Consider the following 25306-nt stretch of genomic DNA (forward strand, 5'->3'; position numbering starts at 1 on the left):
GGTTTTAGTTAAAATTATATGCCGTAACAATGGGTTTGCGGTTTTGAATCTTATCGGTGTAATATTCGTATACGCTTAATCCCAAGAAAGAGCCCATAATGTTATACACATTTCTATAACCTAATCCCTGCAAGGCGCAAATTGCATTATAACTTCTTTGGCTTGAGCGGCAGTGCAAATATACCGGTTTATCTTTAGGAATCTCTTTCACTCTTTCCCTAAACTGACTTAACGGAATATTTATTGCATTAACGATATGTCCCGCTTCAAATTCGTGCGGTTCCCTTACGTCAATAATGCAGGCGTTTTTTTCTACAAGCTCGCGTACCATAGTAACGGGTACTTGCTTAAATACTCCGTTTAAAATATTGAGAGCTACAAGGGCTGCATGGTTTACAATATCCTTTGCCGTTCCGAACATGGGAGAATAACAAAGCTCCAATTCTTTTAGGTCTTCAAGAGTTCCGTTCAGCATAATAAACGAGGCGATAACATCAACGCGCTTATCTACATTACCCTTTCCTATAGCTTGTGCACCGAGAATTCTTCCTGACGGCTTTTCAAAAATAAGTTTAAAGAAAAGCGGATTTGAATTGGGCATAAGACCTACCTTATCACCGGGGATAAGATAAACGTAATCGTAATTTATTCCGTTCGCTTTACAATCCTTTTCGTTAAGCCCCGTGCATGCCGCATTATAATCAAAGCAGTGGATAACGGAAGAGCCGATAACGCCGGTATTTCTGTGAGGAATTCTGTACATATCATCGGCTGCCGCTCTGGCTTGTCTTTGAGCGGGACCTGCAAGCGTAAGACGGGTCTTTTTGTTTGTAATAAAGTGGCTTACTTCTATGGCATCTCCTACCGCATAAATATCGTCAATATTGGTGCGGTAATTATGGTCTACAAGGATAGCTCCCGTCTCTCCCAATGTAATGCCCGCCGACTTCGCCAATTCCGTTTCAGGATATACACCCAAAGAAAGAACTACAGCCTTTGCGGTAACCTTTTTACCGCTTTCCAAAACTATATTATCATCGTTTATTTCTTTTATGCCGTCACCAAGGATAAGATTTAAACCCTTATCGTACATTTCTTTATGCAAAAGCTGCGCCATATCGTAATCGAAGGGGGCAACAACTTGATTTAATTTTTCGACCAGGGCTACGTTTTTCCCTGCAAGACGCAAGTTTTCCGCAGTTTCAACACCTATGTATCCGGCTCCGATAACGGCAATATCGTTGACGTTATTGGTTTGAATATAATCGTCTATCTTTTTAATATCGACTACATTCCTTACGGTAAAAACATGAGGTTTATCCGCCCCCTTAATCGATTTGGGAACCAAAGGAGAGGCTCCCGGAGATAAAACCAGAGTGTCGTACGATTCTTCAAATTCTTTTCCCGAAGCGAGGTCTTTAACCGTTACGGTTTTTGCCTTTGCATTTATTTTGATAACCTCATGCGAAGTTTTTGCAATAATATTGTATTGCTTTTTAAACTGCTCCGGGCTCATCAAAACAAGATTTTCACTTTTCGGTACAATTCTGCTTAAAAAGAAGGGTAAAGCGCAGTTGGAAAAAGATACGTTAGGTCCTCTTTCAAACATAATAACTTCCGCGCTTTCGTCCAAACGGCGTACTCTTGCGGCAACGGAAGCTCCGCCCGCAACGCCTCCTACGATAACAACTTTTTTTGCCATACTTTTCCTCCTGACAATAATATTTATTTTGTAATACGTCTTATATTATATACTTATTTTTCAGAAAACGCAAGGTTAAAAACGGTAAATAAATTATCTTTTTATTAGAAAAATTATCGATAATTTTAACTATCAGGAATAAACAAAATATCGGTATAAACGTCTTTACAGTTTAAAAACGGTCTATCGGAATAAACGGGAACATATAATAAACCTGTCCCCTTGAAAAAATCTTTCGCAATTATATAAAATATTAATTGATTTTTAATTACAGCGTTTGCCGAAATAAACACCGCAGCGTTAATTTTTCTTCCTATTCAAAAGTAAAATCTTACCTTCTTAAACCGAAAATTTATTTTTTTTTAAGAACTTTAAAAAACATTGACAGCATGTAAATTATAAAGTATAATCGCAAGTGTTATCTTATAGCATTAAAAACTTATAGGAGAAAAATTTATGAAGAAGTTTGCAAGTTTGTTATTTTATTTTTTGTTTGCGCTGAGTTTGATGTCCGATGAAACCGTTACACATACAATGCTTAAACCGACAAAAAATAAAAAAGCTGAAAAAGCTTATTTACAGGCGACAGAGCACTATCAGTCCAAGAACTACGAAAAAGCCGAAGAAGAGTTAAAAGAAGCTCTTAAACTGGACCCGGATTTTATTGATGCGGCCAACATGTTGGGATTGGTATATTACCTGCAATTTAAAAAAGTTGAATCTATAAACACCTTTGAAAAAGCCATAAAGGACGCAAAGAGATTAAAGGTGTCGGACATTATGCTTCACCTTAATATTGCGCTGGCTTACGAATCCAACGGAATGATTGATAATGCAATTGATGCGTACAATTATGTTATTACAACCGATACAAACAACCCGGAAGGTTATTATGGATTAGCTGCATTATTGTATTCTACAGGACAGGAAATTCATGCACTGCGTTTTTTTAAAAAAGCTTTCGCTTTGTATATAGGGAACGAACCGACTTATGCGGCGCAGACTTTATGTTATATATGCAGCTCTTATTGCAGAATCGGTGATTATAACTATGCAAAAATTTGTTATAATGAAATTAAAAAGCATTCTTCAATTTTAAAAGAAATCGATTTTGAACAAAGAGATATGGAAGCTATTGAAAATTCCGCAAAAGCTGAAAAAGCCGCCATTAAAAAAGCCAAATTTAAATTTCAAAAGTACGGATTAAACGTTAATAAAGCTTCTTATTTAAAAGAGATTGACCCTCCTAAAAAATTCGGTATTCCGATTGAAAAAGCTTTTGAATTTAAAGACGGTTCCGGCATAATTTATTATGCCTTTGCAAAAGAAACTAAGGATTCGGGTTTTGACGCAGCTTATGCCTTTATTCATCAAACCTCACAAAAGCTTGCAGGAAAAGAACCGAGTCTTGCCGATATACATTCTTCAAATATTATACAGGATACGGAACTGAAGAAATATTTAAAAGCGGACGTCAACGTTTTAGATATATCGGTTTCTCCCGTTGCTTCTGATGTTAAAAATTATAAACATTTTGTAGCGAATACAATATACCGAAAAGGAGAGGGCATTATATTCCAAATTATACTGCTTAAAGATGATGATTTTAATTTGGATAACTTGGTAAACGCCTATACACTTTGCGGATTTTAATATCCGATTTAATATAAATTAATTTTTCAAGTAAAACAGGTATGAATTGCTCCGCTTTGTCCGGTGCGGCAACCGTTATTATTAAATTTGTTTTAAAGCCTTAGGCTGTACGCCCTTGCCGGACAAGCCGACAAGGGCTGGGCTGAGGAGGTCAATTTCGCTCAGTTTTAAATCAGTCTATGGTTACAGGAGGGGCTCCTACTTTTATATTTCCATCCGGAAGACCTTTACCCTTTGCTTTAGTTTGAACTTCAGCTGTTTTTGCATACACTTCTGCATTTTGATTACACTCATTAAATGCATTTGCTCCTACAGTGGTAACACTTGAAGGCAAACTTACAAGTTTTAAGTCCTTGCATTTTTCAAAAGCGTTACTTCCAAGCTCTTTAAACCCTTCTGGAAAATCTACCCTTTTTATACCGCTGGATTTAAAGACGCTAGAACCTGCTTTAACAAGTTTTGGAGATAAGATAAGTTTACTTAACTTATTGCAACCCTCAAAACTACCGCTTCCGAATTCAATAACATTCTCATACATAATTACAGTTTTTAAATTTTCACATTTTTCAAATAATGAATCCGTAATCTTTGTAATACCTTTAGGAATTGTTACGGTTTCCAAACCGCTGCTTTTAAACACTCCGGTTCCCAACTCGGTAACCTTAGGCATATTTACAGTTTTAAGATTTTTACAACCTGAAAATGCCGAACTGCCTATTTTAGTAACTTCAGGAATTGTAATGCTTTCTATTTCGGTATTGGCAAAAGCTCTGTCACCTATTTCGGTTACTTTTGGCAATTCAATACTTGCCAGCTTTTTACAAGTTTTTTACAACCTGAAAAAGCGTTTTTACCTATAGTTTTGATTCCCTCTTCAATAACCACTTCGGTTAAATCCGTACAATCTTTAAAAGCATTTTCTCCTATATTTTCAATATCCTTTCCGTAAATATTACGAGGTATTACCAGCTTTCCCTTGGGTTTTTCACCGTTATATTTCTTAAGAGTTTTAGTTGTGACATCTATATCAAATGCTTTATCCCATTTTGCATATAAGGTCATAGCTTCAGTTACAATATCGTTTTCAAAGTTCCAAGCAGTACCGCCGAAAGAAGGGTCTTTATACCAGCCTTTAAAAATATAAGTATCTTTTGTAGGGTCGGAATCGGGTTTTTGTATTTTTTGACCGTGCTGTATACTCTGTTGCGGATAAGAAGCGGGAGTGCCGCCTTTCGTATCAAAACTTACAGTGTAAGTCGTAATGCCAGAAGCTGGTGTAACAGTTCCGGAAGTTTCTTCCGAATCGGTATAAGTAACCGAACCTACCTTTTGACCGACAGCTTTCAGTTTATAGTTATAAGACGTACCGTTAGTCAACCCGGTTTTACTTATTGAAAGTTGTGAGGCGGGAAGTTTTTCTTCGGCTCCTCCGTTCCAAACAAGACTATAACCGGAAGCATTAGGAATACCGCCCCATAAAAGGGTTACCTTACTATCTTCTGCGGTTGTATTAACTACCGGTTTGGAAAGCCTTTCCACGGGTGCTGCCGGAGGGGGCGTACTATCGTCAGATAAAGTTGCAGGGGGTGTAAGAGTATTTCCTTTATGGCGGCATGCGGTAACGGAGGTCAAAACGGATACCGCAAAACAGATTAGCAAATACTTGCTATTGATTGTTCTAATTTTGCATCGATTATTTTGTTCTTTATTCATAACAATTCTCCCTAAAAATAATAAACATATTCTTAGAGTATGACAGTTTTTCTCAATTTAGTCAATAGTTTTACCCTGTTTTTCTATAATTTTTCTCTATTTTCTCTATAATTTTTATAAAATTTATTATCTCCAGCACATATTAAGTCAAAATATTATAAAAATAGAGAAATAATATATAATTTTCAAAATATCGAAGAAGATAACGGTCAATTTTCAGATAAAAATTTAGCGGGTTAAGTAAAATAAGGTTTTGTTCTATAATAAACCGGCTGGATTAACAATCGATTCCCTCTCCCCAATACTCGCATAAGATTTTTTTTGCTTCGGGCTGCAGGGCGGGACTGACGCGCTGTAAGTGGTTCAGGTTCATTTTCATGTGGGAGCGGCACAGGTCTTTTAGGCTTAAAAGGATTTTTTCGGCGTTGGGAACGGTAAGAGGGTGTTCTTCGAGATGGGAAAAGATTATCGTAAATACGGAAGCGGCGGAACAGGCGCGCTCCCATTGGTCGAGGGAGGTTATTTCGCGGTTCGAGCTTATGCCGCGCCCGAGTCGGTAGGTGTATACGATTTCTTCTATGCCGTAATAGCGGGAGTCCGCCGCATGTAAAAGAATAAAAAAGTAAATAAGCAAGTCTTCCGCCATGGTACAAAAGGTGTGCGGAATGTCTTTAAAAGCGTTGCGTAAAAGCTCCGTGCGGAAAAGTTTTCCGCATAAAAAACTTGAATGCCCGCACCGGAAGCAAGGGCAGCCTTAATAAGCAGGGCAAGGGAATCGGGCGGCAGGCTGTCGTCGGAGTCGGCAAAAACCGTATACGTGCCGCTCGCATGTAAGCAGGCGGTACGGCGGGCTTCAAGGGTGCCGAGGTTTTTACGGTGCTCAAGTATGCGGACGGAACCGCACAAGGCGGCCAAGGCTTTTTTATAGGGCTTTATGATTTTAGGGAGCAAAGTCCCGTCAGGGCTCCCGTCGTTTACAATGAGCAGCTCAAAGGGAACGGCTACTCCGCCCGCTTTTCCGTCCGTAAATAGGCTTTGCCCTGCAAGGGAATCGAGCAGTTCCGGTAAAACGCTTTCCGTGCCGTAAACGGGAACGGAAAGCGTAATAAGTGGTGCCAAGAATAATTACCATTCAAATGTGTCAGTCATTATTTTAGAAAATTCTATCTCAGCGTTGACGGACTGAATGTTAAACGTATCAAGATTAAAAATAACCACATTATTTTTTTGAACCATATTAGCACTGGTATTATCTTTAGCATAGTACCCGTCCGAAGCGATAATAAGCTTTTTCGGTTTAAGGGCAATAAAGCGGTACGGAGAAAATGCACCTGAAACCGTAGCAGCATTTATATCATCAACACCCGTAAGTGTAGTTTGATAAAGAGGAGCCGGACTTACGGAAAAATCGGAAGTCTTGCCTATAATAATCAGCTTGCCGGTAATAACCGACTTATCCGGGCGAAGCGTATCTCCACCTGATTTTAATACAACTCCGATACGTTTTGTCGTTACCGCATATAAAAAGCCGTCTTTAATATGCAGCGCATTTAAGTTTTCACTTATATATTTGTTAGCGTCTTCAGCAGTACTACCAACATAATAGTTCCAATGGGTTTCCGTTTCATTTACTACCGTTGCCTCACCGGCTGAGCTGCCGCTATGTTCATATTTTTTTACCGTAATTTTATAGCTTTCACCATTATCGTTTTCATTGGTTACCTTTTGTTACCGCAACAAAAAGACCGTCTCTGTTTGCGGCAAGGGCGGTAACCTCTTCGTCGGGGTCAAAAGTAATAGGAGTAAAACCGCTATCATCACCGGCAGTGCTAAAAGCATCGTCCCATTTTAACCGTTTGATTTTATATTTACTATCTTTAAAAGCATAATACAAATAGTTTTTTATATCTTCATTAGCACCGGATACGTCTACTGCAAAACACGTAGGAACAGAAGTTGTAGAAAGACCAGAAGGTGTTATAAGGTTAGTATTATATTCCTCACCGTTTTCCTTCAGTTTAAATTGCGCAATAGTGTAGGCTGGACCGTTTTGTTTACCTACATACAAATTACCGTCCTGGTCAAAACAAAAAACATCGCCATAATCTTGTTGTGATATATTACTAACTATACTAAGGGCACCGCTATAATCGAATCCATGCACACCCTTTTCCCACAACAGAGCTTTTGTATTAGGAGAGCGCCGTTCATCGTATTCGTTAAACCAAGTTACGACGGTTTCCGCAAAGATAAGGGCATTTGTATTAAAACCGAGGTAGGCAATGCGGTTTCGGTTTTTTATAATGCGCGCCTTTTCGTTAATATAGGCGGCGGCAAAGCCGTCGTCGGCTATGTAAAGACCGTCTTCGTCAAAACCTACAACCTTTACAGCCCCGTAAAAATAGTTTCCGTAACCGTAGTTGTTAAGTACGTCGTTTACAAAGTCGGGGGCATCATTAAACCCGATTTTTAAAGGAGGCTCTTCCAAATTATTTATGTTATAGCGCAGCACTCCTCCTAAAGAATAGAGCCGTTTATTATCATTCTCTATTTTTTCATTAAAAGCGTTAAAAAGCACGTAAGCATAGTTCCCTCTTATAAAGATATCGGTTACCTTACCGTCAGGTAAATTCCCGATTTTAATATCATCTTTGATATCTCTGTTATTTGAACCGACGTAAATTTTAGGTTCACCGGGCATATCTTCCCATAAATACACTATCTGCCCGTTATCAATTGCGGCGACATTCTTAAAATGGCTCAGAGTAGTCGACGATAGTACAGAAAGAGAAGAATCTTCTATCACGTACACCTTTCCGCTCGTATCAACAAGATACGTTTCCCCCGCCGTAAAATCGCTCATAATAACCGAGGGGGTAACCGGCTGAGGCGGAATTGAAGTATCCTTTAACTCAAAGGCGTTTCCGTCTTCCTCTCCTTCCGCCGTATAACGCTGTAATTTCCAGTCTGTGGTGTCCTTATACGCAACGTACATGCGTCCCCTGTTGTCGCGGGTAAAGACTTGTCTTTCTCCGTCGGAATACGGGGCGTTTACGGTTTTAGTCCCCAGTGTAAATGTAAGTTTATAACCGTTCCCGGTATCCTGTTGAGTAAATAAAAGCCCGTGTAAGTCCGCTATTTTTTTGTTTAATTTTATGGGCACGTTATTGGTACCTGAAATAACCGCATGAACCGCCTCTCCCTGCCAAGAGCCTGAAGGCGTTATAAGATAAACGCGGATTTTTATTGTTATACCGGTCGGCACTTGAAACATAATGTTTTCTCCGGCATTTTCAACCCTTTTGGTAAGAATAAGGTCTTCCGTTTCGGTGTTGTATACCTTTATTTCTACCGGAACCGTTCCGAATACGGGTAAACCGTCGCTTCCTATAGCACGTCCGCTCTCTCCGAAGTTTAAAACAACCTCGCCGACGTTTTCATTTAAGCTCAATTTGCAAGCTGTAAATAAAACCGTTTGCACCAACAAAATAAAAAATATCTTTTTCATAACGTTCTCCTTGTAAATAAAATAAGGCTTAAATTTCAGGCTAAATTTGAGTGAATCTTTATATCATTATATATCAAAAAAAGCAAAATAACAATGAAAATTAAAAAAAAATTTAAAAAAAAGAGGAAAAAGGCTCTCCCCCTTGTAAATCCGGCATAAAAAGGTTAGAGTCCGAAGTTTTTTGGTGCTTCGAGTTTTTTACGGAAAACTCGAGACAGACTCTTCTAACGAACGTCCTGTCCGTGAAGGCGTAGGGGCTTAGATTGCGGCTCCTGTTTGCAATCGCTTTGGGAACGGTGAAACTGATGAAGCGGCCAATAGAAAACTTATAATAAAAACACCGAGAACCGACACGGATAAAAAGACGGAAACAGGATTTGTAAAACCGGCTGAACAAACGGTATGATTATATCGGCAATTTCTATAAAGAACTCTTCTTTTACAATCCTGAAAAATATGCTATAATAACGGCAGAGGGACGCTTATGGATTTTAACCGAAAACTGCCTATCGGCGTACAAAGTTTTAAAGATTTACGCGAAAAAGAATTTCTTTATGTCGATAAAACCGCATTTATTCCTAAACTCGCAAATTCAGGCAAGGTATATTTTTTAAGCCGCCCGCGCCGCTTCGGTAAAAGTCTTTTTCTTTCGACGTTAAAAGCATACTTTTTAGGGCAAAAAGAATTATTCAAACAGCTTGCAGTCGAGCAATATGAAAATGCAACAGATGAGCCGTGGCAGGAATATCCCGTTTTTTATTTTGATTTTAATGTCGGGGAGTTTAACTCAAAGGACGATTTAAAAGCGCGGCTTAATTTTGAGTTAAGCAGATATGAAGAAATCTACGGCGGCATATCGGACACACCGGCTTTACGGTTTCAAAAACTCCTTGAAAGAGCGTATGAAAAAACCGGAAAGCAGGTTGTTGTGCTTGTAGACGAATACGATAAACCGCTTTTACAAACAATGAATGTAAACGAAACATTAAATGAAGAATACCGCGCAACACTCAAGGCATTTTACTCGGTGTTAAAAAGTGTAGACCAATATGTACGGTTCGCCTTTTTAACCGGTGTTACAAAATTCAGTAAGGTAAGTATTTTCAGCGACTTAAATAATTTACGCGATATAAGTTTTGAAGAAGATTTCAGCTCCGTATGCGGACTTACACAAACGGAACTTGAAAAAATATTTGAACCTGAAATTAAGATATTACAGGAAAAAGCGGCTTGTTCTTATGATGAAATAGTGTTGCAGTTAAAACAAAAATATGACGGCTATCGGTTTCATCAAGCAGGTGAAAATGTGTATAATCCGTTTAGTGTAATAAATGCATTTGCAAAAAAAGAATTGGGAAATTATTGGTTTGAAACGGGCACACCGACTTTTTTGGTAAACTCTTTAAAAGATTGTTCCTATAATATTCCCGACTTGGACGGACATGTGGAAATGGATGCCGCCGGTTTATCCGATTACCGGGCGAACTCAGGTTCGGCAATTCCTATTTTATTTCAAGCGGGATATTTGACAATAAAAGATTATGATACCGATTATAAGATATACCGCTTGGGCTTTCCCAATGACGAAGTGCGCTACGGTTTCTTATATAACCTTTTGCCCGCTTATTCAAATGTAAACTTTTCCGATACGGCGTTTAGCGTTGTTACATTTACTAAAGACTTACGAGCCGGCAAGGTAAACGAATTTATGCAGCGGTTAAAATCGATAATGGCGAGCGTACCTTACGACACGGTAAAAAAAGAAAGTACGGAAAGCATTGCGTTAAGGGAACACAATTTTCAAATATGCGTATACTTAGTCTTTGCACTGATGGGGCAGTTTGTAAAAACGGAAACTCCGTCATCAACGGGAAGGAGCGACTGTACGGTAGAAACCGAAACGGCGGTGTATATTTTTGAATTCAAGTTAAAAGATTCCGCAGCTGCCGCCTTGCAGCAAATCAAGGAAAAAAACTATGCGGAACGGTACAGGGCGGGAAACAAAAAAATCGTGTTAATCGGAGTAAGTTTTAATGCCGAAGAGAAAACCGTCGGTGAGTGGATAATTGAAGAAGCGTAAACCGACGGAATAAATCCGCAAGAGTAAGAAAAGGATACGGCTGACCGTGAAAATGCCGAAAGAAATTGATACGAGTATGTTCGCCCCGTGCGGAATGAATTGTAACGCTTGTTTCAGACAATGCAGATGGCATTGTCTGAAAACGCTGCCCGAGTTTGTAAAACAAACTCGCAATATTGTATGTGCGCTTTTCGCGCACGAATGCAACAGTTTCCAAAGTTCAAACTTTGTTCAACTGTTGCATTTTAAGGAAGGTTTATTTTAAGCGGCTCAAATAGCGCCGCTTAAAAACACTGTCAAGTTTGCGAAGCAAACTTGCGGATTGTATGTGCTTTTTCAGGCTAACGCCTTACAAAAGCACAGGAATTCGACAGTCTCAAAATCTGAAGATTTTTTCAACTGTCGAATTTATAGGAACGGGCTTTACGCATAAAAGAAAATGACTATTCTTTTATCACCATCAGCAATTACAACTGTGTCCTTATCCCAACAATGCGTATTGCTTCTTTTTTTTCAATATGATAGGCAATACCATTTCCTCCCGTTACCTTGACTGAAAATTGTATAGCCGGATAAGCATTTAATTTACTTCCGATGTTCTTAGCTTCAAAAGGAGCTATTCCGTGAACACTCTGAAAAGCACGATTAAATGATGTCGGTGATGAATAACCGTATTTAAGTGCAACATCTATCACTTTCTGTCCCGTTCGTTGTAGTTCAAATCCCGCTTGCGTCATTCTTCTACGACGAATATATTCGGACAAAGAAACTCCTGCTACATAAGAAAAAATTCTTTGAAAATAGTAGACGGAGCAGCACGCTGCGTGCGCCGCTTTTTCAAATGAAATTTCATCTTCCAAGTGTTCTTCAATATATGATAGCGCATTGTTTAATTTTTCTAACCATTTCATAATTTGACCTCTTATAAGAGATAGAATACACGTATTTAAAATTATATTCCTCGCTTTTTATGTTATCTTTTGTAAATAAGTTTAATTGAATAAAAAATTCATATCAATGCGTTTAACGAAAAAAAATATCGGAATGGAAGCAGGGGGAGCCGGGCGGATAGGTACATAAAGCCGTACGGATAAGTATCGTTTTATGTACCGGTGTGCCGCCTTTCCAATCTCTAATGATGCACATTTTTTAATAACAATTATCCCGTCTAACGGCAGCTTGCAATTCAGTATTATTGAAAACTCTTCTTGAAAATTATATAATAAAGGAAAACAAAACATAAGTTTTCGCAAAAGAATCGGAATTTTAGAATAGATTTACCTATGCGCTCGGAAAGACTTTTTGAAATTGTATTTATCCTCCTCAACCGAAAGCAGACAGCTGCACAAGAACTTGCAAAAAAATTCGGCGTATCGGTTCGTACTATTTACCGTGACATAGATATTTTGAGCAGTGCAGGAATCCCCGTGTATACAATGCAGGGTACAGGCGGCGGTATTTTTATTGATGAAAGCTACGTAATCAATAAATCGATTTTGACAAAAGAAGAACAAGAAAAAATACTGCTTGCTTTGCAATGCCTTTCACCGGTTGATGAGATACATACCGAATCTATCGTAAACCGTTTATCCGCAATTTTTCAAAAAAATGCCGATTGGATTATGGTCGATTATTCACGCTGGGAAAACAAAAACGATCATCAAGTTTTTGAAACCCTCAAACAGGCAATTTTGGAAAGAAGAGCCGTCAAGCTGGAATACCTCAGCTCTTACGGAGAAAAAAGTGAGCGTACCGTCTACCCCTTGCGCCTTTTGTATAAATCGAAGGCTTGGTATGCCGAGTGCTATTGTACGGAAAAAAATGCCTACAGACTTTTTAGATTAACCCGTATTCTTTCTATTATAAAGACTTTAAAAACATTTAACCGTGCGGACTTACTTGATAAAATACCTGACGATAAAGAGGCAGCCCCTCCTCTCCTTACAACCATTAAATTAAAATGTACCGCGCAAACTGCCTACAGACTCTACGATGAATTTCCTCCGGAACGTATCACAAAAAATTCGGACGGCTCATATACCCTCAATGCCGATATTCCCCTTGACTCGTGGGGCTTCGGTTTTATCCTGTCGCTCGGCACCGAAGTAGAAATCCTTGAACCGGAAAGTTTAAAAGAAGAAATCTCCCGTCTTGCAGAAGGGATTATGAAAAGGCATAGAAAAGTTTAAATTCTTTTTTTTAACCTGACACTCCCTGACAGGTTGATGTAGTATAATAGACTACATATTTTTACAAGGAGATATGATAAATAGTTCGGCAGAAATTGAGCCTTACTGTTTATTTTTAAGTTTTGTGCGACACACAAAACATCGCTTATTTTATGCGGTTTGTTTATAAACCGCTTGCAAAAACTTATTATAGGATTTGATTCGCTATCCGCTTTAGCGGATTAAGAAAAAACACAGTGGTTGCAAGAACAAATATTCAGCTTGATTAAATGACAAAATGTAGGAAAAGCGATATAATAAGATGAATGAGAAATTGATAAATTAGAAGTTGTAAGGTGCTGAAATGATTAGAAACATAAAAAAAGAAGATGCTCAATCAATACAGAAAATATGCGATATTTCTTTAGGATACATAGCTTCTACTGAGTTAGTGGTTAGGCAAATCGCTAAACTGTCGAACGATATAAATCATCATTGGATTTATGTTTATGAGGATGAGGATTCACATAAAGTTGTTGGTTTTATAGAGGCTGAGATTTATGAGAGCCTTTACTCAGAGGATGGTTTGAACATTCTAGGATTGGCTGTTTTGCCAGAGTTTCAAGGAAAAGGTATTGGAAAGAAACTGATGGAGCATTTAGAATTGAATGCACAAAAAAAATCAATTAAATTTATTAGATTAAACTCAGGAGAAACAAGGGTAGAGGCACACAAATTCTATGGAAATATTGGATATGTATGCGATAAAACCCAAAAGAGATTTATTAAAATTTTTTGATTAAGCAATCCCCGGTTTGTCAAAGTAAAACAACTAAATAAAATCACTAAAAGGAAGTAAAAGAAAATAGCCGATACTTCCTTGCAAAACAAAGCCGCAAGGCTCTGGAGTTTCCTGGAAAAACTTATTATAGGAGAAAACTATGTCGAGACCTGCAACAAAAAAAGATTTATTGGAAGCCGCCGAATTGCAGTTTGCAACCTTGTGGGAGCTCATTGACGGAATGAGCGAGGCCGAACAAACCGCCGATATTGTACCGAACGAACGCGATAAAAATGTGCGCGATGTGCTGACTCATCTTTATGAATGGCACTGCCTGCTCATTGATTGGGTTACATCGAATACAAAGGAAAAGGCAAAACCGTTTTTACCCGAACCGTATAATTGGAAAACCTATCCTGCAATGAATATTGAGTTTTGGAAAAAGCATCAAAACACGCCTTATGGCGATTCGCAAAAAATGCTCAAAAAAACTCATAAAGAAGTTATGAAGCTCATCGAAGGTTTTTCCAATGATGAGCTTTTTTCAAAAAAATATTTTAACTGGACGGGAACGACTACGTTGGGAAGCTACTGCGTTTCCGCAACTTCCAGCCACTACGATTGGGCAATCAAAGATATAAAAAAAGCGTTAAAAAAATACAGGGGAAGTCGCAGTTAAAATTGCGCTCTTAAGACGCACAATGAATTTTGTACAAAAAATATCGGGACGGCGGTTTTATTTTTTTATATACTCTCCATAATACTGATAAAGTAATGCCGGTAAAAAACGGCGTTATAAAACAGCGGGAAAATAACTATGAACAGTATACAATCATTTAACGGAACAATGGACTATCTCGAACGTACTCTTGATACGGAGCTTGATGAAAAAGAAGTCGCGCGCCTTTCTCATTATTCTTATCCGTTATTCAGTAGGCTCTTTTCGATACTTGTCGGTTACCCGCTCAATGAGTACCTCCGTTTCAGAAAGCTCAGCCGCGCCGCCGCCGATTTACGGAACGGCAATGAAAAAATTATAGACATTGCATTTAAATACGGCTATGAATCCCCCGATTCTTTTGCGGCGGCTTTTAAAAAATTTCACGGTGCGAGCCCGAGTGAAGTAAGAAACGGAAAAGAGTTCAAATCATTTTCTCCGCTCAAATTATCCTTAACGGTTAATGGAGGACAAACTATGGAAATTAAGATTGAAAAAAAGAAAGCGTTTACGGTTGCCGGCGTAAAAGTCGAAACGGATAAAACGACCGATTTTCCGCAAGTGTGGGACAAGCTCTTTAAAAAAGTGCCGTATGAAGAACGGGCAAAAATCGGAAGCGGTCAAAGTTACGGGCTCTGTTATGATGTAAAGGACTGCACGGTTTTTAATTACATGGCAGCGTATGATTGTATCGATGGGCAAAAGGCGGCAGCACTCGGTTTATCCGTGCTGCACATTCCGGAAGCGGAATATGCAGTTGTTCAGCTCAAAGGTCCCGTACCCGATTGTATTCATCAAGGATGGAAATATGTTATGGAAACGTTTTTCCCCGAGCAGGGTTTACGCCATGCGGGCACTCCCGATTTTGAAGTGTATCGGGAAGGCGATATGTATGATAAGAACTACACAATGGAATTATGGGTTCCGATTGTAAAAGCGTAGGGGTGTCTTTTTGTTCATGGTAGACTGATATTCTTGCAAGAACGATGTTTCCTATACATAAGGCAGAAACCATCGTTTATTATGTTCCTATAAAATCATCAAGCGCAAATTTTTTTAAAAATCGAGCATTGGTGAATTCCCGCACTTTTGTAAGGCAAAGCCTGAAAAAGTGCATACAATAATGCGAGTTTGTTTTACAAACTCGGGCAGCGTTTTTAGACAATGCCATCTGCATTGTCTAAAATAAACCTTCATATAAATTCGACAACCGCAGAAATCATTAGATTTCGAGGACTGTCGAATTCCTAGACTTTTGTAAGCGAAGCTGAAAAAGTGTATACAATAATGCGAGTTTGTTTTACAAACTCGGGCAGCGTTTTTAGACAATGCCATCTGCATTGTCTAAAATAAGCCTTCATATTTTTCCATTACATCCCCGTATTTTAAGTATGCCGCGAAAAGACGGAGTTTTCTTAATTCACAATTCCTCATGCCCTCTTTAATTTTTTGTGTAAAACGACTATACTGTAGAAAATAGGCATTTTATGAGGATTCAAAATAGAGGCGCATGATAACAAAGGCAAATTTACCGGAAGTATTAAAAAACTTAAGGTTTATTCAATCGAACTTACTATTCTCAAAACATTTTGAAAAGTATAATTGCGGTATAACCGTTGATTTTTCCAACGAAACCATCACCTACCCGCCGGAAATAGATACCGGTGCCAATACAACAACCAATTTTAGCCAAAATGAGAATTTTGTGGTGCTTGAATGTGTGTGCCGGCTACTTGAAAAGGGGTATGAGCCGCACACAATTTTTCTTGAAAAAAGCTGGCAGCTGGGGCATACGGGAAAAAGCGGACGGGCGGATATAACGGTCTACGATAAGGATGCGGATGGAACGCCCAATCAACCCTATTTGATTATCGAATGTAAAACGCAAGGGGAAGAATTTACTCATGCGTGGGAGACAACTCTAAAAGACGGAGGACAGCTTTTCAGTTACTTTCAGCAAGAGCGGGCAACACGTTTTCTCTGTCTTTATACAAGCGGTTTTGCAGACGGTAGCATACAAAACGAATATCATCTTATAAAGGTAGAAGATAATGAAAAACTTTTAGAGACTTTGGAACACCCTAAAACCTATGCAAAAGCGGGAAACAGCAAAGAGCTTTTTGACGTATGGAAAGAAACGTATAAAAAGGATTTTTCTTCTGTAGGGCTTTTTGAAGATGATATGCAGGCATACAGAATCGGTAAAAAAAATTACACCGTTGCAGATTTAAAAGAAATTGATTATTCCTCAATGCAGAAAAAATATCACGAATTTGCAAAGATATTACGGCAGCATAATGTATCAGGGAGAGAAAATGCTTTTGATAAATTGGTGAATTTATTTTTAGCAAAGGTCGTTGATGAAAAAGAAAACGCTGCGAACTTAGCCTTTCATTGGAAAGGAGCCGCTTATGATGATTATTTTAGCTTACAAGACCGTTTGCAAAAACTATATAAAACAGGGATGGAGCAGTTTTTATCGGAAGACGTTATCTATATTGATAACGATGATATATACAATGCTTTTTATCTTTTTAAAAATGATCCCGATGCAACACGTGATACCATTTTAACATATTTTAAGCAATTAAAGTTTTTTACAAACAGCGATTTTTCTTTTATCGAAGTACACAATGAAAACCTCTTCCGCCAAAATGCAGTTATCCTCTTAAAAGTGGTTCAAATGCTTGAAAACATCAAATTAAAAACGGAGGAACAAAATCAGTTTTTAGGCGATTTATTTGAAGGTTTTTTAAATCAGGGGGTAAAGCAAAGCGAAGGGCAGTTTTTTACCCCTCAGCCGCTGGTACGCTTTATCGTTTCGTCTTTACCCTTACAAACGATAATAAACGGAAAGGAACACGCACCCCATGTTATTGATTATGCATGCGGTGCGGGACATTTTTTAAACGAATATGCACAGCAGATTAAACGATTTGTAGAAAAGAAACATTTAAAAAAATATTATTCTGCAATTACCGGTGTCGAAAAAGAATACCGGCTTTCTAAGGTTTCTAAAGTTGCTGCATTTATGTACGGGCAGGATGATATAAATATTATCTATGCCGATGCTCTTTCACGTATAACCGGCAAAAAGAGCGTTAAAAATAACAGCTATTCTATTTTGATTTCTAATCCTCCTTACAGCGTAAAGGGATTTTTAGAAACCTTAAGCTCTGCCGATAAAAACCGCTTTAGTTTAACGGAATTCGTAAACGATACGGTTAAAAATAATGCCATAGAAACGTTTTTTATCGAACGTGCTGCACAGCTTTTGTGCGATGAGGGGATTGCAGCTCTTATCCTCCCTTCTTCCATTTTAAGTAACGGCGGTATTTATATTAAATGTCGTGAAATTATTTTGAGCAGTTTTGATATTATCGCTATTGCAGAATTCGGTTCTGGAACTTTCGGTCAAACGGGCACAAATACGGTAACACTTTTTTTGCGTAAAAAGAAAACCCAGCCCTTACTTGCTGACCATTACAAAAACCGTGTACAAAGCTGGTTTCACAATGATAAGCATAAAGATATTGTCTTTGAAGATTATCGGTTATTTGAAGCCTATTGTAGGCATGTAGGTGTAAAGACGGAAGATTATAAAGCTCTTTTTACCTATACTGCCGATTGGAAAAAAGCATTAGGCTCTTATGAAATATTTAAGGAGTATATTAAAGAGTTTTCAAATGATACCAAAGCAAAAGCTATTCAAAAAAAGAAGATAAGCGGTAAATATACAAAAGAAATGCAAAGCGATGAGCTTGAACGGCATATTTATTATTCGGTTTGTCAAATTGAACAGGAAAAGCTTTTGTTTTTTTGCTTGACTATGACGAACGGGCAAGAGGTGGTTGTGATACGATCGCCTGCCGCAACTAAAGAAATGAAAGTTTTTTTAGGTTACGAATGGAGCGGTGCAAAGGGGAATGAGGGGATTAAATATCTCGGCGTTACTAATGAAAGAGAAGATGACGAGCTTACACATAATAAGGGTATCCGGCATATTAGAACACCGCTTTTTAATCCTGCCGATTTTGAGGACACCGCAAAACTGAATACGCTTATCCGTACCGCTTTTGAAAAAAAGCCTGTAATAATCCCGGATAATTTAAAAGAATTTGCTTCGATCATCCCTTTACCTTTTATGCTTGATTTTAACCGAGTAAAATTTGATAAAGCTCTTAAACTCACCGCAGATAAAAAAGTTGAAATTAAGAGTAAGTATCCGTTGGTAAGGCTGGGAGAGATTGCGGAAATTATTAGAGGTGTAACTTATGATAAAGATATGCAAACCAATGAGAGAACAAAAAATATTATTTTAACTGCTGATAATATTTCTTTAGATGGTACATTTACCGTTACAAAAGAAATATTTGTTTCCGATAGTGTTGTGTTTGATAATGAGAAAAAATTACGTAAAAATGATTGTTTTATGTGTTTTTCTAGCGGAAGTAGGCTTCATGTGGGAAAACTCACTTGTATTACTGAAAACACAAATTACTATGCCGGTGGTTTTATGGGAATACTTCGTGCAAAAAATGGTATTGCTTCTAAATACATATTTGAAATCCTCAATGAAAAGTCTATGCGTGAAATTATTCGGTCTAAAGCTACCGGATCGAATATACTAAATCTTTCAAATTCAATTTCCGATATAAAAATCCCGCTCCCGCCTCTTGATATTCAGCAACACATTGTTGCCGAATGTGAAAAGGTTAATGGAGAATACGGCACTGCGCAAAAAACTATTGAAGAAAATAAACGGAAAATTGAAAAAATAATGAGTGAAGTAAAAGGGGAAATGATGAAAATCAAAGATATGTGCAGCTTAATGAAAAGAGGTAAATCTCCTATTTATGGAAACTCAAATTTGCAAATTATAAAGTCAGGGCAAGCAAGAGGATATACTGATTTTGATTTTGAAACTAAGTATTTTGCAGCAGAACATTTTGATGTTGATAATAGAATATTACAAACTGGAGATATTCTTATTAACTCTACAGGAATCGGCACCGCAGGGCGTGTAACGCTTTTCGAGTTATCAGGTAAATTTACGGTTGATTCTCATATTACCATTTGTCGTTTAAATCAAAATGTTATTCCAAAATTCATATTATATTCGTTGGCAGGAATAGGATTTAAAACAATAGAAAAAATGGCAAACGGTGCAAGTGGACAAATAGAATTATCATTAGAGATTATTTCAAATATCTCATTATGTATTCCTCCTCTTGAGGAGCAGCAGCATATTGTACAAGAAATCGAAAGCTACGAAGCCGCTATCACTGCTGCAAAATCGGTAGTGTCCGCTTGTGCAGATAAGAAAAAAAGGATATTACAGAAATGGTTGTAGAATTAAAATAGGTAACTATATATACGTGAGGAGAAATGAAATGAATGGAAGCTATGCAATAAAGGGGTATTTGGTTCAATCACTTGTATCTTTACTAGATTCTTTTAAATTGGATTGGGAAACTGTTTCCGTGGAGCCCAATGATGAATCTGAAAAAGTTGATATACGATGGACATACAAAAATAATAAGAAAAAATTTGTTCAGGTAAAGTCATCAAAAAATGTCTTTCCATTTTCCTCTGCTGAACATTGGGCAAATGAGCTGGTAGAAAAAAGTGGAAATGATGTTGATGAGTATGAATTAATATTAGTTGGCTGTGTTGACGCAAAACTACGAGGACTTGAAAATAATAAGATTGGAAATGTTTTGATTACAAATAGGAATCTATCAATTGAAGATTTTGAAAATTTAGTTGTTTTAAAAATTAATGAATTTTTTGAAACCAGAAAAGAACCTCTTATTGGTATTAAATTAGGAAGATTGTTTGCTAAAGCAATGAATGAAGATGTATTCCATAAATCTATAAAAGGGGAAAGTGTTACACGTATCGAGTTTGAAAACTCTTTGATGAATGCACTAAATGCAGTTGAAAATTATTTAAAGACCACTCCATATTCAATATTACTTCGTGATTCTACTACAGTAAATGAAAATACAGAATCTACAATTATTAAGCATATTTTAAAATTGATAGGTTGGGATGCCTTTAATTTTCAAGAACAGGTAAAAATTTACGATGAAAAATTAGAGAAGGATAAAGTTTTTCAATTAGATTATTGGGGTAATAGAGATAGTCCATTAAAAGATAATAAGCAGGATATTATTTATGTGAATGCTGATGTAGTATCTACATATCCTTCTAATTTTTCAGAAGAAGTAAAAAAGAAAATTGATGATTTTAATATTGTAAGACAAAGTCTCATTAATAAAAATAAATTTAACATAGAGGAAACTGTTGAACATTATATTCAATTTGTACTTTCGCTTGCTCCATCTGAAAACGGTAAACAAATACAGAGCCTATCAGATTGTTTTCAAACTCAGTATTTACGTGATAACCTAATATATTATACTGTCGATAATAAGCAAATTGATTTTATTATCAGTTCTATTATTACTGCTAGAGAATATAGAAAAGAACTAGTTACAAAATTTTTATATCCAATTACAGAAGACAATTCACAGATGAATAAAATAGGGCGAAGAGATACCTATTTACCGCCTCAATATATTAATTCTTCAATATTACCGATTGTGAAAGAAGATGAACAGAAAATCAGTGTTTTGCTTTTTTGTTCTGATCCCTACAACAAAGAAAGGTTGAAAAAACTAATATGGCTATTAATACGCCTTACAAGCGGGTTAGCAAATGACTATAAGATATATTTTTCAGATTATGATAAACAATATAATAATGAAGTAAATGAAATTATTCGTAACTATAAAAATAACGAATTGGTTAAGAAAATAGAAATTGAAAAATTGAATTTATGCAATTCGAGAGATTTATCAAGAATCCCAATAGATATATCAGATAATTTGAAAGATAGTCATTTTGATGAAACTCGAAATAAGGAAAAAAAGTTAAGAATAGAGCCGCACTTAATAGAGTATCTTCCATACGGTGATTCATTAAAGCCTTTTTTAAATTCAGATGCTATTCTGCCTGATGATCTCAGGTTGTTTTTAAAAAACAAGGGGATTATTTTTAAGACAGCTGCAAAAACAAAAATACTTCAATTAATGACCAGTATATTATTTAGTCCAATCGACATTGAATCTATTGTTGATATCGTGAATATTAAAGATAAGCCGTTAAGTTTAAGCTCTTTACGTTTTGGGTTACTGGATAAGGATGCAAAAACCAAAGATATATTTATTGCCGATATGATTACTATTTCTGATTTACATACCGATTTAAAAGCTGATATACTTTCGTTTGAACCAAAGTATCCACAAGGTGACGATGATATTTTCTGTGTTACAGTACAATTAGCCCAGAAAGAGCCTACTAAACAAGCACTGGTTAGCACTTCATATAGTACTGCAAAAGTTACTGCAGCAGTAGATAGGCAAACAATGACATTAGACTTTATTAAGGAACATAATTCAAAGCAGGCTAGAATTGTTGCAACAAGAATTGTTAAAAAATTGTCAGAAATACTTATTCAAAGAGGTAAAATAGATAGTATTGCTATTGAAACAAAATTTTCTGATTTTAAAAATAAAGAGCGAGTAAACTTTTTACTGAGTTTTACCAATATAGGTTCATCTATTATTTTTAAAGAATGTGATGCAAAATTATTTAAATATATGTATGATGAATCTTTAGAATTACCAGTAGAATGTCAGGATAAAAAAGGAAAAGAGTGTACGATGCAACTACAAGGAAATAAGTTAGATACAATCAATGAACTACAGGAAGATACCTTGAAAGAAATTATTCTTGCTGAAGAATTGAAAATAGAATACCAATATAATATAAGAGGAATATCAGGTCGCTATATTGTTGAGATAAATTTTTCTAATGCATTAAAAAATAAGCCGACCCCAGATGGTTTATTTAAATTTAAAGGTGTAACTGATATAGCGCGCAAAGATAAATTAAAAGTTACAAGTATACAAAAAATCGATAGCGAATTAAAAAATGAGTTTAGACGTTTAATTGACGAAAAATTAAAGGAGTATAAAAAGATATGATTTCTCTTATTGACGTTTATATTGAAAATGCATCAGTACACAAAGTTGGCAATAAATTACGAGGTGAAAATATCTCTTTTTCTCGTTCGATATTGGATAATGATTTGATGGATGAAATTTTAATATCCTACTTCCTTACTCCTTTTACTTCCGAAGAGTTTTATCAGTTTCATCATGAAAGTGATTTAGCTCTGAACGAAGTATATACCTATGTGTCAAAAATATTTGATAATCAGGAACAGCTTTATGAACAATCTGTAAATCTGGCAAAACACCTCTACGAGCAAAGTACACATCCTAAAATCAAAGGAGGGGAGTTTTATACTGTCTACTTCAAAGACTGTATTTTAGACGGTGAAACGCTTGATGCGGTGGGTTTATTCAAATCGGAAAATAAAGATACTTTTTTAAAAGTATTGCATGAAAATGACAATTTTAACTTGCAAAGCGAAAAAGGTATTAACATAAAGAAACTGGATAAGGGGTGCCTGATTTTCAACAAAGAACAGGAAAGCGGTTATGTGGTTGCGGTAGTGGATAATACAGGGAGAGGAGTTGAAGCCCGTTATTGGCTTGATGATTTTTTGCATGTCCGCCGTCGGCAAGATGCATATACGAATACACAAAACCTTATGACCTTAGCAAAAAACTTTATTACACAAGAAATGCCTAAAGAATTTGAGGTTTCAAAAGCCGATCAAATTGGCCTTTTAAATAAATCGTTAGATTTTTTTAAAGCCAAAGATGAGTTTGCTATAGATGATTTTACCAACGAGGTTATGACGGAGCCGGAGATAATCGAAAAATTCCGGCAGTATAAAAAACGCAGCGAAGATGAAAACGGTATTTCAATAGACAATCAATTCCCTGTTTCCGAAGCTGCCCGGAAAAAACAGCAGCGGTCGTTTAAGCGAGTTATCAGGCTGGATAAAAAAATACAAATCGTCATTTCAGGTAACCGCCAAAATATCGAACAAGGCACGGATGAAAAAGGCAAGTTTTATAAAGTGTATTATACCGAAGAGAACGCGTCCTTGAATTAATTAGTAATTTTGCTTGTATAACTAATACCGGATAAGTTTTTTTGTTACAACTTATGATGTTTAGGCAGTGTCGTCACTCCCTTCAACTCTAACGCTGAACGGCTTTCATGACAATGCTTACTTCGTGTTTTATAGAAACGAGTGAGAAACTATCAATTTTCGAGCCTTGCCGGCTTTCCGCCTTGTATACACAAAGACGAAAAACCGCCGGCCAATACGTGAGGTGTTCCTGTCTTTATTTTTTTATTTTTGCCTGTTCCGTACAATCCTTAACCGCATTGCAAATCGCCTTACTCGTAATCGTTGCGGCAGTAATAGCGTCCACCTCCCATGATTGGGCATTGACAATTTTTGCGGGCAGCTCGTTTACCGCACGGTCTCCAATGTCTAAAGTTTCATTATGCGAAATAATCTTGACGGACAATATACTGTATTCGTCAAATGTTACTTCCACCGCAACGGGACCCGCATAACCTTTCGCCGAAGCGGTATAATCGCCTGCGGTATAAACAACTTTAGACTTACTGCAGCTTGTGCAAAACGGCAGTATACAAAACAACATAAGCACGCTCGTTACTATTTTATTTTTCATTTTTTCTCCTTATACATTATCTTTGAGGCTGTTAAAAACCGATGTTTTTAAACAGCCTATTTTTTATCCGTTCAATTTGTGCGCGAAAAGCGCACATACAATAGAGCGAGTTTGTTTTACAAACTCGGGCAGCGTTTTTAGATAATGCTATCTGTATTGTCTAAAATAAGCGTTCTTATAAAATCAGCAAGCGCAGAAAATATCAATTTTCGAGCATTGATGAATTTCTGCCGTTTCGCAACAAAGTAAGAAACGGCATATAATACACGACGTTTGCCGAAAGGCAAACTCGCAGTGTTTTTAAGCGGCGCTATTTTAGCCGCTTAAAATAAGCGTTCCTATAAATTCTGCAACCGCAAGAATTTTCAAATTCTGAGGATTGCAGAATTGCCGCACTTTTGCAAGCGAAGCCTGAAAAAGTGCATACAATAATGCGAGTTTGTTTTACAAACTCGACAGCGTTTTTAGGCAATGCTATCTGCATTGTCTAAAATAAGCGTTCCGTTTTCCTATACGGGAAGCATACGGGAACATGTAACACCGGATGGTTTATAATCTCCGCCTCGATATCAAAAACGTCATGCAAGGTTTGCGGAGTGATAACCTCTGCCGGTGTACCGAAAGCGTATAATCTTCCGTCTTTTATCGCTGCAAGAAAGTCTGAAAACATAATGGCGTGATTCAAATCGTGAAGAACCATTACGACGGTTACACCGTTTTCCCTGTTGAGCTTGCGCAAAAGATACAGAATGTCCAACTGATGGGCAATATCCAAATAGGTTGTCGGCTCGTCCAAAAACAACATGTCCGTTTTTTGTGCAAGTGCCATAGCTATCCGCACCCGCTGCTGCTGTCCGCCCGACAGTTCTCGTATCTCACGGTGAGCCGACTCTGTCATGCCGGTACAGGCAAGTGCCCAGCCGATAATTTCTTTATCCTGCATACTGAGGCCGCCGAAAGAAGAGCGGTACGGGAATCGTCCGTATTCAACCAAATCACTTACCGTAATACCGTAAGGGCTTTGCGTTTCTTGCGGCAAAAGAGCAAGTTTTTGCGCAACAATCTTCGCCGGCATTGTATGAATTGCCTCTTTATCCAGATATACAAAGCCTGAATCGGGAGAAAGGATACGGCACAGCGTTTTCAAAATGGTGGATTTTCCGGAGCCGTTTGCCCCGATAAGCGTTGTGATTTTACCCTCAGGAATATCTAAATTAAGGTTTTCAAATACTTTCTCGCCGTTATATCCTGCGGATAATTCTTTTGCCTGCATACGGGATTGCATAAATCTTTC

19 protein-coding genes are annotated in these 25306 nt (G+C 37.3%); 9 read left to right on the forward strand and 10 right to left on the reverse strand.

From position 1 onward, the window contains the following. Positions 1-4 precede the first annotated feature (4 nt). Positions 5-1702 (reverse strand): FAD-dependent oxidoreductase, encoded by a 1698-nt coding sequence (locus tag DYQ05_RS12725; protein WP_206183550.1) that lies wholly within the window; start codon positions 1700-1702, stop codon positions 5-7. A gap of 456 nt (positions 1703-2158) precedes the next feature. On the opposite strand from DYQ05_RS12725, the gene DYQ05_RS12730 reads away from it, so the two are divergent. Further along, positions 2159-3355, forward strand: coding sequence for a tetratricopeptide repeat protein (locus DYQ05_RS12730; protein WP_206183551.1), 1197 nt, complete (start codon positions 2159-2161; stop codon positions 3353-3355). 172 nt (positions 3356-3527) lie between these two features. Here the strand turns inward: DYQ05_RS12730 and DYQ05_RS12735 are convergent, their stop codons facing one another. From DYQ05_RS12735 to DYQ05_RS12750, 6 genes are all read right to left on the reverse strand, one after another. Beyond that, the gene (locus tag DYQ05_RS12735) at positions 3528-4154 is read right to left on the reverse strand and encodes a leucine-rich repeat domain-containing protein (RefSeq protein WP_206183552.1); all 627 of its coding nucleotides are present in this window, start codon (positions 4152-4154) and stop codon (positions 3528-3530) included. Continuing rightward, complete coding sequence (locus DYQ05_RS12740) at positions 4142-5068, reverse strand: InlB B-repeat-containing protein (RefSeq protein ID WP_206183553.1); 927 nt, start codon at positions 5066-5068, stop codon at positions 4142-4144. The genes DYQ05_RS12735 and DYQ05_RS12740 overlap by 13 nt, the downstream gene beginning before the upstream one ends. Before the next feature lie 277 nt (positions 5069-5345). After that, positions 5346-5702, reverse strand: a complete 357-nt coding sequence (locus DYQ05_RS14530; RefSeq protein ID WP_353934584.1) for a hypothetical protein — start codon at positions 5700-5702, stop codon at positions 5346-5348. Beyond that, positions 5645-6187 carry a glycosyltransferase family 2 protein gene (locus tag DYQ05_RS14535; RefSeq protein WP_353934585.1) on the reverse strand — a complete coding sequence of 181 codons (543 nt, stop codon included), beginning with the start codon at positions 6185-6187 and terminating at the stop codon, positions 5645-5647. Before DYQ05_RS14535 ends, DYQ05_RS14530 begins: the two co-directional genes overlap by 58 nt. A 6-nt stretch (positions 6188-6193) precedes the next feature. Further along, on the reverse strand, positions 6194-6754 hold the full coding sequence (locus DYQ05_RS14740; protein ID WP_493666652.1) for a hypothetical protein: 561 nt from the start codon (positions 6752-6754) through the stop codon (positions 6194-6196). Positions 6755-6779: 25 nt separating this feature from the next. Next, entirely contained in the window at positions 6780-8576 is a 1797-nt protein-coding gene (locus tag DYQ05_RS12750; RefSeq protein ID WP_206183554.1) for a hypothetical protein, read from the reverse strand. Positions 8577-9060: 484 nt separating this feature from the next. On the opposite strand from DYQ05_RS12750, the gene DYQ05_RS12755 reads away from it, so the two are divergent. Further along, the gene (locus DYQ05_RS12755; protein ID WP_206183555.1) at positions 9061-10656 is read left to right on the forward strand and encodes an ATP-binding protein; all 1596 of its coding nucleotides are present in this window, start codon (positions 9061-9063) and stop codon (positions 10654-10656) included. A 467-nt stretch (positions 10657-11123) separates the two neighbouring features. Here the strand turns inward: DYQ05_RS12755 and DYQ05_RS12760 are convergent, their stop codons facing one another. Further along, the gene (locus DYQ05_RS12760; protein WP_206183556.1) at positions 11124-11567 is read right to left on the reverse strand and encodes a helix-turn-helix transcriptional regulator; all 444 of its coding nucleotides are present in this window, start codon (positions 11565-11567) and stop codon (positions 11124-11126) included. Between the two features lie 372 nt (positions 11568-11939). On the opposite strand from DYQ05_RS12760, the gene DYQ05_RS12765 reads away from it, so the two are divergent. The 7 genes from DYQ05_RS12765 to DYQ05_RS12795 all read left to right on the forward strand — a co-directional run bounded on the left by DYQ05_RS12765 (position 11940) and on the right by DYQ05_RS12795 (position 23420). Further along, positions 11940-12845, forward strand: a complete 906-nt coding sequence (locus tag DYQ05_RS12765; protein ID WP_194075961.1) for a helix-turn-helix transcriptional regulator — start codon at positions 11940-11942, stop codon at positions 12843-12845. A gap of 343 nt (positions 12846-13188) precedes the next feature. Then, positions 13189-13623: a GNAT family N-acetyltransferase gene (locus DYQ05_RS12770; RefSeq protein WP_024466051.1), complete on the forward strand. Its 435-nt coding sequence runs from the start codon at positions 13189-13191 to the stop codon at positions 13621-13623. 142 nt (positions 13624-13765) lie between these two features. Then, positions 13766-14284, forward strand: coding sequence for a ClbS/DfsB family four-helix bundle protein (locus tag DYQ05_RS12775; protein ID WP_206183557.1), 519 nt, complete (start codon positions 13766-13768; stop codon positions 14282-14284). Between the two features lie 138 nt (positions 14285-14422). After that, complete coding sequence (locus DYQ05_RS12780) at positions 14423-15265, forward strand: AraC family transcriptional regulator (protein ID WP_206183558.1); 843 nt, start codon at positions 14423-14425, stop codon at positions 15263-15265. Between the two features lie 568 nt (positions 15266-15833). Next, positions 15834-19676, forward strand: coding sequence for an N-6 DNA methylase (locus DYQ05_RS12785; protein WP_020966462.1), 3843 nt, complete (start codon positions 15834-15836; stop codon positions 19674-19676). A 40-nt stretch (positions 19677-19716) separates the two neighbouring features. Continuing rightward, the gene (locus DYQ05_RS12790; RefSeq protein WP_024465530.1) at positions 19717-22377 is read left to right on the forward strand and encodes a PD-(D/E)XK nuclease domain-containing protein; all 2661 of its coding nucleotides are present in this window, start codon (positions 19717-19719) and stop codon (positions 22375-22377) included. Beyond that, entirely contained in the window at positions 22374-23420 is a 1047-nt protein-coding gene (locus DYQ05_RS12795) for a nucleoid-associated protein (RefSeq protein ID WP_024465531.1), read from the forward strand. The genes DYQ05_RS12790 and DYQ05_RS12795 overlap by 4 nt, the downstream gene beginning before the upstream one ends. 235 nt (positions 23421-23655) lie before the next feature. On the opposite strand, the gene DYQ05_RS12800 is transcribed toward DYQ05_RS12795, so the two are convergent. Together DYQ05_RS12800 and DYQ05_RS12805 are read right to left on the reverse strand one after the other, a co-directional pair. Further along, positions 23656-24012, reverse strand: a complete 357-nt coding sequence (locus DYQ05_RS12800; RefSeq protein ID WP_020966466.1) for an FMN-binding protein — start codon at positions 24010-24012, stop codon at positions 23656-23658. A gap of 487 nt (positions 24013-24499) precedes the next feature. Continuing rightward, positions 24500-25297 carry an ABC transporter ATP-binding protein gene (locus DYQ05_RS12805; RefSeq protein WP_206183559.1) on the reverse strand — a complete coding sequence of 266 codons (798 nt, stop codon included), beginning with the start codon at positions 25295-25297 and terminating at the stop codon, positions 24500-24502. Positions 25298-25306 lie beyond the last annotated feature (9 nt).

Origin of the sequence: Treponema pedis, assembly GCF_017161325.1 — a bacterium.
Lineage (GTDB): Bacteria > Spirochaetota > Spirochaetia > Treponematales > Treponemataceae > Treponema_B > Treponema_B pedis.

Coding starts and splice junctions, on each gene's coding strand:
- DYQ05_RS12805 (WP_206183559.1), bottom strand. CDS start 25,297: ATGCAATCCCGTATGCAGGCAAAAGAATTATCCGCAGGATATAACGGC.
- DYQ05_RS12795 (WP_024465531.1), top strand. CDS start 22,374: ATGATTTCTCTTATTGACGTTTATATTGAAAATGCATCAGTACACAAA.
- DYQ05_RS12780 (WP_206183558.1), top strand. CDS start 14,423: ATGAACAGTATACAATCATTTAACGGAACAATGGACTATCTCGAACGT.
- DYQ05_RS12770 (WP_024466051.1), top strand. CDS start 13,189: ATGATTAGAAACATAAAAAAAGAAGATGCTCAATCAATACAGAAAATA.
- DYQ05_RS12730 (WP_206183551.1), top strand. CDS start 2,159: ATGAAGAAGTTTGCAAGTTTGTTATTTTATTTTTTGTTTGCGCTGAGT.
- DYQ05_RS12785 (WP_020966462.1), top strand. CDS start 15,834: ATGATAACAAAGGCAAATTTACCGGAAGTATTAAAAAACTTAAGGTTT.
- DYQ05_RS12765 (WP_194075961.1), top strand. CDS start 11,940: ATGCGCTCGGAAAGACTTTTTGAAATTGTATTTATCCTCCTCAACCGA.
- DYQ05_RS12800 (WP_020966466.1), bottom strand. CDS start 24,012: ATGAAAAATAAAATAGTAACGAGCGTGCTTATGTTGTTTTGTATACTG.
- DYQ05_RS12750 (WP_206183554.1), bottom strand. CDS start 8,576: ATGAAAAAGATATTTTTTATTTTGTTGGTGCAAACGGTTTTATTTACA.
- DYQ05_RS12755 (WP_206183555.1), top strand. CDS start 9,061: ATGGATTTTAACCGAAAACTGCCTATCGGCGTACAAAGTTTTAAAGAT.
- DYQ05_RS12775 (WP_206183557.1), top strand. CDS start 13,766: ATGTCGAGACCTGCAACAAAAAAAGATTTATTGGAAGCCGCCGAATTG.
- DYQ05_RS12790 (WP_024465530.1), top strand. CDS start 19,717: ATGAATGGAAGCTATGCAATAAAGGGGTATTTGGTTCAATCACTTGTA.
- DYQ05_RS12740 (WP_206183553.1), bottom strand. CDS start 5,068: ATGAATAAAGAACAAAATAATCGATGCAAAATTAGAACAATCAATAGC.
- DYQ05_RS12760 (WP_206183556.1), bottom strand. CDS start 11,567: ATGAAATGGTTAGAAAAATTAAACAATGCGCTATCATATATTGAAGAA.
- DYQ05_RS12725 (WP_206183550.1), bottom strand. CDS start 1,702: ATGGCAAAAAAAGTTGTTATCGTAGGAGGCGTTGCGGGCGGAGCTTCC.